This is a genomic window from Bacillus sp. 16GRE42 (assembly GCF_019837435.1).
In the GTDB taxonomy this organism is placed as follows: domain Bacteria; phylum Bacillota; class Bacilli; order Bacillales; family Bacillaceae_G; genus Bacillus_A; species Bacillus_A wiedmannii.
Map to the genome: position 1 here is coordinate 1168116 of NZ_JADAXF010000001.1, position 14910 is coordinate 1183025.

General features: G+C 35.2%; 14 protein-coding genes and 1 pseudogene. 4 read left to right on the forward strand and 11 right to left on the reverse strand.

Features of this window, described 5'->3' with window-relative positions:
• Nucleotides 1-37: 37 nt before the first annotated feature.
• Nucleotides 38-283, forward strand: a complete 246-nt coding sequence (locus ILS93_RS05965) for a hypothetical protein (protein WP_000814419.1) — start codon at nt 38-40, stop codon at nt 281-283.
• A gap of 62 nt (nt 284-345) precedes the next feature.
• On the opposite strand, the gene entD is transcribed toward ILS93_RS05965, so the two are convergent.
• The 8 genes from entD to gabP form a co-directional block, all read right to left on the reverse strand.
• Nucleotides 346-1278: a cell wall-binding protein EntD gene (gene entD, locus ILS93_RS05970; protein WP_098103122.1), complete on the reverse strand. Its 933-nt coding sequence runs from the start codon at nt 1276-1278 to the stop codon at nt 346-348.
• Nucleotides 1279-1625: 347 nt separating this feature from the next.
• On the reverse strand, nt 1626-3485 hold the full coding sequence (locus tag ILS93_RS05975) for a PTS fructose transporter subunit IIABC (RefSeq protein ID WP_098103415.1): 1860 nt from the start codon (nt 3483-3485) through the stop codon (nt 1626-1628).
• A 13-nt stretch (nt 3486-3498) separates the two neighbouring features.
• The gene (gene pfkB, locus ILS93_RS05980; protein WP_088047334.1) at nt 3499-4410 is read right to left on the reverse strand and encodes a 1-phosphofructokinase; all 912 of its coding nucleotides are present in this window, start codon (nt 4408-4410) and stop codon (nt 3499-3501) included.
• Nucleotides 4407-5159, reverse strand: coding sequence for a DeoR/GlpR family DNA-binding transcription regulator (locus ILS93_RS05985; RefSeq protein ID WP_098103414.1), 753 nt, complete (start codon nt 5157-5159; stop codon nt 4407-4409). The genes pfkB and ILS93_RS05985 overlap by 4 nt, the downstream gene beginning before the upstream one ends.
• Nucleotides 5160-5317: 158 nt before the next feature.
• A complete protein-coding gene (locus ILS93_RS05990) occupies nt 5318-6481 on the reverse strand; it encodes an iron-containing alcohol dehydrogenase (RefSeq protein ID WP_064475071.1) in 1164 nt (387 codons plus the stop codon).
• A 117-nt stretch (nt 6482-6598) separates the two neighbouring features.
• Nucleotides 6599-7141 carry a DUF420 domain-containing protein gene (locus ILS93_RS05995; protein ID WP_000228316.1) on the reverse strand — a complete coding sequence of 181 codons (543 nt, stop codon included), beginning with the start codon at nt 7139-7141 and terminating at the stop codon, nt 6599-6601.
• A gap of 317 nt (nt 7142-7458) precedes the next feature.
• Nucleotides 7459-7770, reverse strand: a complete 312-nt coding sequence (locus tag ILS93_RS06000; RefSeq protein WP_064475070.1) for a hypothetical protein — start codon at nt 7768-7770, stop codon at nt 7459-7461.
• A gap of 159 nt (nt 7771-7929) precedes the next feature.
• Nucleotides 7930-9324 carry a GABA permease gene (gene gabP, locus ILS93_RS06005; RefSeq protein WP_098103413.1) on the reverse strand — a complete coding sequence of 465 codons (1395 nt, stop codon included), beginning with the start codon at nt 9322-9324 and terminating at the stop codon, nt 7930-7932.
• Nucleotides 9325-9594: 270 nt separating this feature from the next.
• Here gabP and ILS93_RS06010 point away from each other — a divergent pair, with 270 nt between their 5' ends.
• Nucleotides 9595-10677 carry a chitinase gene (locus ILS93_RS06010; protein ID WP_098103412.1) on the forward strand — a complete coding sequence of 361 codons (1083 nt, stop codon included), beginning with the start codon at nt 9595-9597 and terminating at the stop codon, nt 10675-10677.
• A gap of 54 nt (nt 10678-10731) precedes the next feature.
• Here ILS93_RS06010 and ILS93_RS06015 read toward each other — a convergent pair whose 3' ends face one another.
• Together ILS93_RS06015 and ILS93_RS06020 are read right to left on the reverse strand one after the other, a co-directional pair.
• Complete coding sequence (locus ILS93_RS06015; RefSeq protein WP_088047332.1) at nt 10732-11943, reverse strand: amidohydrolase; 1212 nt, start codon at nt 11941-11943, stop codon at nt 10732-10734.
• 112 nt (nt 11944-12055) lie between these two features.
• Nucleotides 12056-12949: a metallophosphoesterase gene (locus ILS93_RS06020; protein WP_088047331.1), complete on the reverse strand. Its 894-nt coding sequence runs from the start codon at nt 12947-12949 to the stop codon at nt 12056-12058.
• Nucleotides 12950-13144: 195 nt separating this feature from the next.
• On the opposite strand from ILS93_RS06020, the gene ILS93_RS06025 reads away from it, so the two are divergent.
• Together ILS93_RS06025 and ILS93_RS06030 are read left to right on the forward strand one after the other, a co-directional pair.
• Nucleotides 13145-13960, forward strand: coding sequence for a formate/nitrite transporter family protein (locus tag ILS93_RS06025; protein WP_098102220.1), 816 nt, complete (start codon nt 13145-13147; stop codon nt 13958-13960).
• 141 nt (nt 13961-14101) lie between these two features.
• Nucleotides 14102-14374, forward strand: coding sequence for an HU family DNA-binding protein (locus tag ILS93_RS06030; protein WP_001043904.1), 273 nt, complete (start codon nt 14102-14104; stop codon nt 14372-14374).
• A gap of 31 nt (nt 14375-14405) precedes the next feature.
• Here the strand turns inward: ILS93_RS06030 and ILS93_RS06035 are convergent.
• Nucleotides 14406-14873: pseudogene (locus ILS93_RS06035) on the reverse strand (GNAT family N-acetyltransferase).
• Nucleotides 14874-14910 lie beyond the last annotated feature (37 nt).

Here is a 14910-nt window from a genome sequence, read left to right on the forward strand (position 1 = left end):
ACATGATTAAAAATACCTTCGAGAGGATGAGTTGACTATGAAACAATCCACCATTAATTTTTCATCTTTAACAAAAGACCTTATTTTAGCTACTGCTACAAAAGAACAAAATTGTTCACAAGAAGAATTATATTTCGCCTTAAATTGTTTGCTACGTTCTTTTCATTCTACTCTCCAAGAAACAACATTACATCCAGAAAATAAAAATACAGAGTATATACAAAATCAATTTTGCAGTGCCTATAAAATTATTACAGGTAAAACTATTTATCCTTTTCAATAACCTATAAAAGGCGGTTGCTTACATACTTTCAAGCAACCGCCTTTTATATTAATACATATACACTATTTGATCACTTTCACTTTTACAGATTTGCGCCCCCAGCTATTGGCACTACCATCTGAACCGACTAATACATCAATACGATTTCCTTTAATCGCACCACCAGTATCTCCAGCAATCGCTTCTCCATATCCTTCTACCCATACTTTTGATCCAAGCGGAATTACTTTAGGATCAACAGCAATTACTTTCATATTCGGATTTGCTGTTAAATCATGCCCCATTGCAGTTAATACACGACCACCATACGTACCATTCTCACTTGGATGGGCTGTATACGCTGTCGCTTCTACTGTTATTTCACGTCCACCAGCAGGTGCACTTGTTTCAGTAGATTTCGTAACTTGTTTCGTAGTTGACTGTTGTTTTGCGACAGGTTTACTTGATTCTACATTTTTAACAGACTCTTTGCTCTTAACTACTTTATTATTTTTAACTGGCGTATTTACTCTTACTGGCGCCTCTTCTTGCGTTACAACTTCTTTCTTTTCTATTACAGGTGCCGTCCCTGTTAAAAATGGCATGTGAACATATCCCGTTTTTCCATTATAGTCAAATTGTAACCATTCATTTTGAACTTGATTTGTCGTTTCAATTACATCATCTTTATTCAGTTTACCAAGAATTTCAGAGTCAGTATTCGCTCCAGCACGAACATTTAACGCGCCCGCCGTTACATAATATGTACTTTTTGTAAATTCAGCACTTACAAACGCTTCTTTACCATTTAATTTAATTTTTGCCCATCCGTTTTCTGTATTTATAACATCTAATTTATTTCCACTTAACATTTTACCTACAAGCTTTGACTCTACAGTTGGGTTTTCTCTAACATTTAATACGTCTGTTGTTACAATCGTTTCTGCTTTCGCAGAACCTGCAAAAATCCCAAGACCAAAAACTGCCGCCGTTGCTATACCTAATAATTTTTTCATGAATAGCCTCCATTTGCTTTGTTTTCGTATTTTCATTATAGCAACAGATTTTTAAGATTTTTAGAAATCACACAATTACAAACCATTCGTAATACACGATTAATGAGTTGTAACATAAATTTCCATATTAATGAATTCCATTTCTAATAGAATTCCCAATAGTTTTCATATATTTTCTACATATCAGCCCAGAATTTTTTTCCAAAAAAAATTACAGTATTACTTTTTTGTTACAAAAAAACCATATTTCATTACATCTTTTACCAAAATTCATCATTCTCCAATTATTAATCTCCTTTTTTGTAATAAAAAAGAGCAGCTAATAAAAGCTACTCCTTTTTCATGTGTTATTTAACTTTCTTTTTCCAAATCCCCATCATAAGAGCTGAAATAACTGTCCCTATAAATATCGAGAAAATATATAGCACCGGTTTATTTACTAATGCGATAACAAACAATCCACCATGCGGTGCTGGTAATGTAATTTGGAATAACATAGATAATGCACCCGCAATACTTGAACCAACAACACAACTTACTATTACTCGAATCGGATCTGCAGCTGCAAATGGAATCGCACCTTCTGTAATAAACGATGCTCCCATAATATAATTTGTTAAACCAGATTTACGTTCTGCTTCAGTAAATTTCGATTTAAAGAAAGTAGTTGCGAATGCAATCGCTAATGGTGGTACCATACCACCCGCCATAACAGCAGAGTGCACGCCAAAGTTCTGCGCTTCTATTGCAGCAATACCAAATGTAAATGCAGCTTTGTTAATTGGACCACCCATATCAATTGCCATCATACCACCTAATATAAGACCTAGTAATATAGCATTTGTACCGTTCAAACCATTTAACCAACCTGTTAACATTTCATTCAATGCTACTACAGGCGGAATTACTACTTTTTGCATAACAACTCCTGTAATCAACAATCCAAAGACCGGATATAACAATACAGGTTTAATTCCTTCTAACTGTGCTGGTAATCCTGAAAACAATCTTTTCAATCCTAAAACAACATACCCAGCTAAGAAACCAGCAATTAATCCCCCTAAAAATCCAGCATTCGCATGTGCTGCTAAGAATCCACCGACAACACCAGGCATAAATCCTGGACGATCAGCAATAGAACTCGCAATAAATCCAGCTAAAATTGGTACGAGGAATAAAAACGCACCTGTTTTGCCTCCACCAATAGACATTAACAATTCAGCCAATGGTCCTTCTGCTTTTATACCACCAATCCAAAATGCTAGTGCAATTAAAATCCCGCCACCAACAACGAATGGAAGCATATTACTTACACCACTCATTAAGTGCTTATAAATCCCTAATCCTTTTTCTTCCTCTGTACTTTCTGTCTTCCCATCTTCCTTTATTCCTTTAAAGATTGGCGCATCTTGTTTTACAGCTCGATTAAGAAGCGCTTCCGTTTTTCTAATCCCATCAGCGACTGGCACTTGAATGACATGTTTCCCAGCAAAACGGTTCATTTCTACTTGTTTATCTGCCGCAACAATTATAGCCGTTGCGCGTTCAATGTCCTCTTTCGTTAAACCGTTTTTTACTCCTGTTGATCCGTTCGTCTCAACTTTAATTGCTATACCTAGCTCTGCTGCTTTTGCTTTCAAGCTATCCGCTGCCATATAGGTGTGAGCGATTCCAGTTGGGCAAGCCGTAACTGCTAGTACGTATGGTTCGTTTCCTTCTGGTTTTGCAACTTCAATGTCTTCTTCTTCTTTTTCATTCTCTTTTTCATCAAATAAACGAAGAAGTTCCTCTTCATCCTTTGCTTCTAACAATTGCTTACGAAATCCTTCATCCATTAATAATGTAGATAGGCGCGATAACGTTTCTAAATGAGTATTATTCGCCCCTTCGCTCGCAGCAATCATAAAGAATAAATGCGCTGGCTGTCCGTCAAGCGATTCATAGTTGATACCGCTTACACTTCTACCAAAACAAATCGCTGGTTGTTTAACAGCTTTTGTTTTCGCATGAGGTATTGCAATCCCTTCCCCTATGCCAGTTGTACTTTGTGACTCCCGCTTTAAAATAGCTTCTTTAAATTCAGCTTTACTATTTAAACGATTTGCGCCGTCTAATTTCTCAACTAATTCATCTATGACAGCTTCTTTATTTGAAGCTGTCAAATTCATAATAACTGTATCCCTTTTTAATAGTTCTGTAATTTTCATATATTGCTCCCCCCTATCGCTTAGCTACAATTACTTGCGACAATAATTCTTCTACTTTTTCTTTTTCACATAAATCAGCTGAAAATGCTGTTGCACTCCCTGTTGCAACGCCATATTGAAATGCCTTTTCAATATCTTTTGTCTGTTCATATTTACCCACAAATCCTGCAACGAGAGAATCTCCGGCCCCAACCGAATTAATTACAACACCTTTTGGAACAGTTGCTTCATATATACCTTCTGCCGTAAATAATAAAGCCCCATCTCCAGCCATTGATACGATAACATGCTCTACACCTTGTTCAACTAATTTTCTTCCAAACGGTAAAACATCTTCTACTGTTGAAATCTCTACTCCGAATAACTCACCAAGTTCATGATGATTAGGCTTTATTAAAAATGGTTTATTTTTAATTACATGCTGCAGCGCACTTCCACTTGCATCGACTACTACGCGAATACCTTTCTCAGCTCCGAGCGTTGCGATTGATTCATAAAAAGTAGTTGAGATAGACGCCGGTACACTTCCAGCTAGTACAACACAATCTCCCTGCCTCATACTTTCGATTTGTTTCATTAATTGTTCAAATTGTTCATTTGTCACATTAGGACCTTGCCCATTTAATTCTGTCTCTTCTTGCCCTTTTATTTTCACATTAATTCGGGAATCACCGTCTACTTGGACGAAGTTTGTTGTTACACCTTCCGCCTGTAATACATCTTTAATAAATCGACCGGTAAATCCACCAGTAAATCCAAGCGCTACATTTTCAACACCTAAACGATGAAGAACACGAGAAACGTTAATACCTTTCCCTCCAGGAAATTTCATATCTTTCTCTGCTCGATTTACTGCGCCTAAATCGAAGGAATTAACTTGTACTACATAATCAATAGATGGGTTTAAAGTAACTGTATAGATCATTGTTTATCAGCCTCAATTACATTGGTTTGTCTTTTATATTTTTCTAAATCAATTTCTAAATGGTTTGTAATAATATTCGCTTCTTCAACATTGGCTATTTTCGCAAACGCAACTTCTGAAAACTTACTTTCATCAATTAAGAAATATCCTTCGTTCGCAAATGTTAATGCCATTTGTTTTAAAAGTGCCTCTTCTGGATCTGGAGTTGTAAAACCAAGCTGTTCATGTACACCATTCGCTCCTAAGAAACATTTATCAAAACGGTACTTCTGCATGCTTTCCTGTGCCATAGCACCAATTAAAGCTTTCGTCCTACTTTTCATCATTCCACCTAGTAAATACGCACGAATATTATTTTCAGCTAAAGCTTCAATATGCATAAGTCCATTCGTAACGACAGTAACATCTTTATTTATTAAAAATGGAATCATTTCAAATGTTGTACTTCCTGCATCTAAATAAATGCAATCACCTTGTTCAACAATGCTAGCCGCATAGTTAGCAATTTGTTGCTTTATTTGAATGTTTTTGGATGATTTTTCAACCATCGTTGGCTCTTGCCCTTTTCCTGTTAAAACAGCAGCACCACCATGAACTCTTTTTAATAACCTTTGCTTTTCCAATTGCGCTAAATCACGACGAATTGTTGATTCAGAGCTTTCTGTTCTTTCCACTAATTGCTGTAATTTAACAACCTTCTGCTCTTTTACAAGTTGCAATATCATTTGATGACGTTCAGGAGTTAACATTTTATTCACCTCTTCTTTGATTACAGTATAATGAAAACGATCACAAAAATCAACCATAAACATTCACAAATAACCAAAACCGGTCATAAACAGTTATAAACAATAAAAAAGAAACCCATTTGATTGTTATATCAAATGGGTTTCTTTTTTCGATTCACTTATAAAGAAGCTTTATATATACTTAAAACATCGTCTTTATTTAATTTTTTAAAGTTACCAAATTCACCATAAGCCATCGCTTTATCAGCCATTAAATCAATTTCATTTTCCCCAATACCGTAATCCGCTAACCTTACTGGTGCCTCAATTGAAGTCCAAAATTGACGTAACGCCTCAATTCCTTCTAGCGCAATTTCTCGATCAGCCTTTTCATCTGTTTCTACATCGAATACACGAATAGCGAACTGTTTAAAACGACTTACATTTTCATCTACAACACGCTTCATCCAGTTCGGGAATAAAATCGCAAGGCCACCCCCGTGTGGTATATCATGAACCGCAGATACTGCATGTTCAATATTATGAGTCGCCCAATCTCCTTTTACTCCCATCGCTAAAATACCGTTTAACGCCATAGTACCGCAATATAAAATAGTTTCTCTATGCTCATAATTTTCTAAATCACTTAAAAGCTTAGGAGCAGTTTCAATTACTGTTTTTAAAACAGATTCACAATAACGATCTTGTAATTCTGTATTTGTTCCATGATGGAAGTATTGCTCTAATACGTGCGACATAATATCTACCATACCGTAAATTGTTTGATCCCTCGGCACAGAAACAGTATGAACTGGATCTAAAATCGAAAACTGCGGGAAAGTAACTGGGCTACCCCAGCCATATTTTTCATTCGTTTCCCAGTTTGTAATGACAGAACCAGCATTCATTTCAGATCCTGTTGCCGCAAGCGTAAGTACCGTACCAAATGGTAACGCCCCACTAGCAAATGCTTTTTTCGTTACAATATCCCATACATCTCCATCATATTTGCTACCAGCAGCAATCGCCTTCGTACAGTCGATTACACTTCCTCCGCCAACCGCCAATATGAATTCGACGCCATTATCTTTACAGATTTGAATCCCTTTCTTTACAGTTGATACACGCGGATTCGGTTCAACACCTGTCAATTCAAATATTTCTGCATTTATATCTTTTAAAATAGAAATTACATTATCATAAATACCATTTCTTTTAATACTGCCTCCCCCGTATACGAGAAGAACCTTTTTACCGAACTGTGGAATTTCAGTTTTCAACTGTTCTAATTGACCTTTACCGAAAATAAGTTTCGTTGGATTACGAAATACAAAATTTTGCATATTTCTTTACCATCCCTTCTATATGAAAAGCAACTATACTTTTGTATACCATATTTTTTTCATTTCACAAAAATATTTGCCTAACAAAAAAATCCCAGCCTACAGGCTGAGATTTTTTTATTGGTAATAAGGTGAGATCATTAAGTAAACAATAACACCAGATAAACTTACATATAACCAAATTGGCATCGTCCAACGTACAATTTTACGATGACGTGTTAATTGATTTGTAAAACCAAATACAAGTGCAAACAATGCAAGTGGTACAATAATAGCTGCCAGGATAATATGTGTAATTAAAATAATGAAGTACACATATTTAATGAATCCTTCCCCACCAAAATGTGTTGCCGGCGCCAAGTAATGATACGATAAATAAGAAACACAAAATAGCAACGTCGTTGTAAATGCTGCGAGGATGAAACCACGGTGCATTTTCACATTCTTCTTAATAATAGAGTATAAAGCTGCTAATAAGAATACGAACGTAAAGCTATTAAAAATTGCATTTAACATTGGTAAAATTGTTACATCAAAATGTACTTCTCCTTCATAGCCAACAGGTCCAAAGAACAAAAATAAAATAATCGCATTTACAATTACAGAAAGCGTTATCACAATAGGAGCATAGCTTTTCTGATTCGTTGATTGATCCACCAAAATGGTCACTCCTCTTCCTTCAAATATGTATACGTAACCTCACTATTTTAACATATTATTCACAGTGTAAATGTGACAATAGTTTGACACAGTAAGACAAAGCAAAGAAAAAAATCCTTCTTAATAAAACTTCTTAAGAAGGATTTTATCGCTTTATTATTTAAATAGCAATGTAATTAGTTTTTGTTAAAAAACGTATTGCTATATGCTTGATAAATTTCAGACACTTGATATCCCATTAAAGAAATTGCTGTTAATGAAAAGAAACCAATCATAAGAAATCGAAACCACATATAAATCTCCTCCTTGTATTTAGCTTAAAAAGCAGTCGCTATATTACAAGTTGAGTGGCACTCTTCATCGTCACTTTCCTTTTTCTTTACAATTGCTGTTATAAATCGAAGCATAAAGAAAATCACAAAAGGAAATTGTTCGTAATTTACCTTGGCATAGTTTGGCAACGGCTCGCGTTGCACATCGAACGGAGATGCGAAGGAATAGAACATACCTTGCTCTTCCATATATACAATTACAATTTTCATACAAAACATTATTCCTAGAAACGAAACAATATCTTGCCATTCTGTCGTATATAACAAGTTATACAGCTCTAATACGTACTCTTCCATCGTCATCCCCCTTCCTTTTTTATCATTTTGCTCGCCTTCGTATAAAAAGTCAAGAAAAAAGTTTATATTCACTATGACAATAGTAATTACTTGTTTCTATGATTATATATGATTCTTTTATAGCAATGATTGGGTGTAACTCTCTTCTAAAACAAGAAATTAGAATCGAACAGATTCCTCATTCTTACTTTTAGGATTCAACAATGTACTATTTTTATTTCTATTAAAAATAAAATAAGAAATTATTATAAGAACAGTAACAAGCATTGTTAAAAGCGCTTGTGAACGTAAAGATTCAATTGCGATCATGGCAACTAAAACTGCTATAATCGCAGCAATTGTAACATATGTTACATATGGAAAAAGCCACATTTTCACTTTCAAATTTTGTTGTTCCGCTTTCCCCATTTTTTTACGTATCTTGAAATGTGAAACTGCTATAACGAGATAAACGAGTAACGCAATCCCGCCAGATGCATTCACTAAAAATAAAAATACTTTATCTGGAGATATGTAACTAAAAACAACTCCAATGTAAGCAAAGAAAGTTCCAAATAAAACCGCCCGAACTGGAACACCACTACTATTCAATTTCAAAAATGCCTTTGGCGCATCTCCTCTTTCTGCCATTGAAAAAAGCATTCTTGAGTTCGTATATAAACCCGAATTTAAACAAGAAAGTACAGCTGTTAAAACGATAAAATTCATAATTTGTGCTGCCGCTGGTATCCCTATATGTTCCAGTACCGCCACAAACGGACTTTTTAGTATGTTCGCTGAATTCCACGGAAGGAGTGTAACAACTACAGCAATCGATCCAATGAAAAATACGAGAATACGCCAAATTACACTATTTGTTGCTGTTTTTACTGCTTTTACAGGTTCGGCAGATTCACCAGCGGCTACTGCAACAATCTCAGATCCCATAAATGAAAATATAACGACGGTAATTCCAAGTAGCACCGAACTTATACCATTTGGCATAAATCCTCCTTGCCCTACTAAATTCGAAGTGCCAGGTGCTTCCGTTCCTGGTACAAATCCTAAAATAACAGCGAGCCCAAGACAAAGGAACAAAACAATACTTATTACTTTAATAAATGAAAACCAATATTCAAATTCTCCAAATGATTTCACCGAGAAAACATTCGTCAACGTTAATAAAATCGTTAATATTAAGCTTAATAACCAGAGCGGGATTTCTGGAATCCAATATTGAATAATACCAGCACCTGCTGTAGCTTCTATTGCAATAACAATTACCCAGAAAAACCAATATAGCCACCCAATTGTATAACCCGCCCATGGACCAATTGCTTCTCTTGCATATGTTGCAAATGAACCACTTGTCGGGTTAATAGCTGCCATTTCCCCTAGCATTCTCATAACGAAAATAACTAGAAGTCCTGCTAATGCATATGAAACGATAGAACCTGGTCCGGCTGAATGCACAACCGCACCGCTTCCAACAAACAAACCAGCTCCTATTACGCCACCAATGGAAATCATTGTAATGTGGCGTATTTTGAGGTCTTTCTTAAGATTTTTATCCAACTCTTGTACATCCCCTTCCAAACTTAATTTTGAAATTTATGTAAGAGTATTATGCGAAAAATCTTGTCCTATATTTTAAAATATATCAAAATATTCTGAATTTAACAATCGTAATTCGACCTCCTTCAAAAATTATTTCATTAGGTTTAATAGTTTTCCATATACAATTGTTGAGAAAATTATAATCGACTTACAAAAGAATGAATTTTCAGATATTATTAAACGAACAAGATTATACATCTAGACAACTTTTTGTATAGGAGTGTTGATATGTTAAACAAGTTCAAATTCATTTGTTGCGCTTTAGTAATTTTCTTACTGCTACCGCTAGCTCCCTTTCAAGCACAAGCAGCAAACAATTTAGAATCAAAATTACTCGTTGGATACTGGCATAACTTTGATAACGGTACTGGCATTATTAAATTAAGAGACGTTTCACCAAAATGGGATGTAATCAATGTATCTTTCGGTGAAACTGGGGGTGATCGTTCCACTGTTGAATTTTCTCCTGTGTATGGTACGGATGCAGAGTTCAAATCAGATATTTCTTATTTAAAAAGTAAAGGTAAGAAAATAGTTCTTTCAATAGGTGGACAAAATGGGGTCGTTTTACTTCCTGACAATGCGGCTAAGCAACGTTTTATTAATTCCATACAATCTCTGATCGATAAATACGGTTTTGATGGAATAGATATTGACCTTGAATCAGGTATTTACTTAAACGGAAATGACACTAATTTCAAAAACCCCACGACTCCTCAAATCGTAAATCTTATTTCAGCTATTCGGACAATCTCAGATCATTATGGTCCAGATTTTCTATTAAGCATGGCCCCTGAAACAGCTTATGTTCAAGGTGGTTATAGCGCATATGGAAGCATCTGGGGTGCTTATTTACCGATTATTTACGGAGTAAAAGACAAACTAACATACATTCACGTTCAACACTACAATGCTGGTAGCGGGATTGGAATGGACGGTAATAACTACAATCAAGGTACTGCAGACTACGAAGTCGCTATGGCAGATATGCTCTTACATGGTTTTCCTGTAGGTGGTAATACAAATAACATTTTCCCAGCTCTTCGTTCGGATCAAGTCATGATTGGACTTCCTGCAGCACCAGCAGCTGCTCCAAGTGGCGGATATATTTCTCCAACTGAAATGAAAAAAGCTTTAGATTATATCATTAAAGGAATTCCTTTTGGAGGAAAGTATAAACTTTCAAATCAGAATGGCTATCCTGCATTCCGCGGCCTAATGTCTTGGTCTATTAATTGGGATGCAAAAAACAACTTTGAATTCTCTAATAACTATAGAACATATTTTGATAGTCTTTCCTTGCAAAAATAATAAAAAACAACAATAGGTTTTATATGACCTATTGTTGTTTTTTATTTATGTAAATTACTTTTTCACTTCTACATGATGAAGAGATTCTTTTCCATCTCTTACATAACTATTTACAAGACTTAAAAGTAATTTTCCACCAATTAACATTGCTCGTTCATCAAAATCAAATTGAGGATGATGATGTGGATATGTTGCTCCTATTTCTTCATTACGCGCACCTGTGAAAAAAAATGCTCCTGGAACACATTCTAAGTAATATGCAAAATCTTCTCCACCCATAATAGGTGGCACTTCAATGACCCTTTCTCTTCCAAGGTCACGTTTCGCAATCTCCATAAAATGACTCGTTTCATCTAAATGATTTATTAATATTGGATAACCTCGTTTATATTGAATACTAACCTCAGCATGAAGAGACTGACAAAGCCCCTCAACAACTCGTTTAAATTCATTCTCCATATATTCTCTCACTTCAGGATCTAGCGTTCGAATGGTTCCTGTAAACGTAGCAGTATCCGCAATGATATTATCCGCCTGACCAGCATGGAATGTACCAACTGTTAATACCGCAGATTGAAGCGGATCTATTTTTCGACTCACTAAAAGTTGTAACTGATTAATTACTTGTGTTGCAACGATAATAGCATCAACAGTATGATGCGGCATACCGCCGTGACCGCCTCGCCCTTGAATCTTTACTTCAAATGTATCAGCTGCCGCCATCATTGCTCCAGCTTTCGCTCCAACCATTCCTATAGGCATTTGAGAAGATAAATGTGTTCCAAACACAACATCTACACCTTCTAAACAACCATCCTCAATCATAGCAATTGCTCCGCCAGGCTCTTTCTCTTCTGCATGTTGATGTATAAGAACTATTTTTCCAGAAAGCTGGTCTCTATGATCACTTAATATTTTTGCAACGCCTAAAAGTGTTGCTGTATGTCCATCATGTCCACAAGCGTGCATTACGCCGGGAACCTTTGATTTATATGAAACTTGCTTTTCATCTTGAATAGGTAGTGCATCAAAATCAGCACGTAGCGCTATCGTCTTCCCAGGTTTTCCACCTTCAATTACGCCGATTACCCCTCTTCCCCCAACATTTGTTGTCACATCAATATGAAAACTTTTTAAGATTTCAGCTATTTTTTTCGGTGTTTCTATTTCTTGAAACGATAGCTCTGGGTATTGATGAAAATCTCTTCGCCACAAAACCATTTCGTTATATAAACTTTCCAATTCTTTATGCCATGTTTCTATCATAGAAATGCCCCTTTCTTTTTTAACACTTTAATTAAAAGTTACATAATATTCCGTGTTTAATCAATAAAAAAGAGCACTTTCTTTGAAAGCCCTCCTACTACTCTAAAATAGTCTAGTTACTATTTTGCTTCAATACAAATACTGAAAGTTCAGGTACACTCCAAAATCTAACAGGCATTCGGGTTGTCCCAATACCACGATTTACGTATAAATGTAACGGCTTATTCTTCCCTTCTAATTCATACATACCTTCAACATGACTCTCAGCTAACTTTGTAGTAATTAATGGACCTATAAAAGGAATTTGAACTTGTCCTCCGTGACTATGGCCTGACATTTGAAAATCAACTGGGTAACGAGCTACTCTATCTACAACATCTGGCTCATGTACTAATAGCATATTGAAATCTTGTTGCCTTATATGTTTTAAAGTCGAGTCTATTTGCGGCTTACCTAATAAAAAATCATCCAAACCTGCTATTGTAATATACTTACCGTTTTCCGCTTTTATTTTCTGCACTTCATTTACTAACACAGAGAAACCAGCTTCCTCCATATACTTTTTATAAAATAAACTACCTCCCCCGCCCCTATCATGATTCCCAAACACAGCATATTTCCCTAAAGGCGCATGTATTTTCTGTAAAATACTTTTCGCTTCTTCTCTTTCGGCTTTATACGATCCAAACTTATCTATTAAATCCCCTGTAAAAACTACTACATCTGGATGTAACGCATTCATCTTCTCCACCAAATTTTCTAGTTGTTTCAGTGTAAATTCTGGCCCTAAATGTACATCTGAGAATTGTAATATTTTTTTATTATTAAACTCTTTAGGAATTGTAGATGCTTCTATTTCATTCCACGTAACTGTTACTAGTTTTCGTTCTATTTCTGTCGCATAGAAATACAAACTTACTGAAATCATTATTATACTTATGAAACTGATTGCAAATATTTTTATGATTGATTTTTTTTGTTCTTTTTTTACATGATGCGTATTCATGTTCTCACCTCTAGAAATACTTTAAAGCCTTATTGTTACATTAATGTGACAACATGAACAATGTTAGTTATATCCAATTCTACCCCATTCACTTTGACAATTTTATACAGAAGGCATAACATATTTTTATAATACATAGATTCTTAAAAACATTCCTTCTATTTATTCTATCATTTTATTAAGGAGAGATTATTCATGTCTGTATTTACACCAGAAGAAATTACGGAACTTGCTGCGAATTCCGGAAGAAAAAAAGCTCATTTATCATTACTCCCTATGTTAATTCTCGGTTTTTTTGGTGGTGCTTTCATAGCATTAGGGTATTTACTCGATATTCATGTTATTGGAACAATGCCAAATTCTTGGGGATCATTTACTAGTTTTCTAGGTGCCGCTGTATTCCCTATCGGTCTTATACTCGTTATTCTTGCAGGCGGTGAGTTAGTAACTGGCAATATGATGACCGTTTCAATGGCGTGGCTTCACAAAAAAATCGACTTATTTCACTTCATTCAAAATTTAGTTATTGTTACGTTTAGCAACTTCATAGGTGCTGTATTCGTTGCTTATTTTTTCGGTCATATCGTCGGATTAACAGAGGGAGCTTTTTTAACGAAAACAGTTTCTATTGCGCAAACTAAACTACAAGATACACCACTACAAGCCTTCATTTCTGCAATCGGATGTAATTGGCTCGTTTGTTTAGCTGTTTGGCTCAGTATGGGAAGTAAAGAATTTATCGGAAAGATTATCGGCATTTGGTTCCCAGTTATGACTTTTGTTGCGATTGGATTTCAACACGTTGTAGCTAATATGTTTGTCATCCCAGCTGCAATTTTTGCCGGTCATTTAACTTGGATTGAATATTTTCCAAACTTCATTTTTGTTTTCTTCGGAAACTTAGTAGGAGGTATGTTATTTGTAGCATTACCTTATTTCATATCCTATAATAAGAAACTCCCTTCCAATAAAGAGCAAACTGCATTAAAGAAAAAATCTGTATCCGCTTAAATTGAATGTCTATAAAGTAGCTCTCAAAAATATTACAAATTTCATTTTTTTTACGAATATATGTACGTACACTTGTTCTCGAATGTTTTATACGTTATAATAACAACTTAAATAGCATTATTTACATATGAGGTGAAAAACATGAACAAAACAGAATTAATTAAAAACGTAGCACAAAATGCTGAGATTTCTCAAAAAGAAGCTACTGTAGTTGTACAAACTGTAGTAGAATCAATCACTAACACTTTAGCTGCTGGTGAGAAAGTACAACTTATCGGATTCGGTACATTCGAAGTTCGCGAAAGAGCTGCTCGTACAGGCCGTAACCCACAAACTGGTGAAGAAATGCAAATCGCAGCTTCTAAAGTACCTGCTTTCAAAGCTGGTAAAGAACTAAAAGAAGCTGTAAAATAATGAAAAAATAGCCTTCTCGTTTACGAGAGGGCTATTTTTTCATTACATAATTAATAAAAATCTGACCATTATGCTGTTTCTTTTGTTCCTTTATGCAAATAAAACCTTTACTTTCAAAGAAAGGTTTTGCTGTAATACTCGCCTCTGTATATACCTCCCCATGCCCCAAGTTCACTGCTTTTTTTTCTAACTTCTGTAGTATATAGGAAGCTATCCTTTTCCCTTGATAATCTTTATGCGTAAATAAACGATCTACGTAATGATCTTCATTATAATCCCCAAATCCCACTATCACACCGTTATGATCCGCTACATAACTAATATTCCTCTCTAAAGAATTTAACCAGCTTTCTCTATCTAGTCAATCCGGTGCCCATGCCTGTAGCTGTAATACGTTATAATCTTTTGCATTAATTGTATGAACTGTTTCATAGAACAACTGTAATACTTGTTCTAAATCCTCTTTATGAAATGTTCTAATAATCGTGTCTTTTAACATATACGAACCTCCTTACTAAACTATCATTTAACTTTTC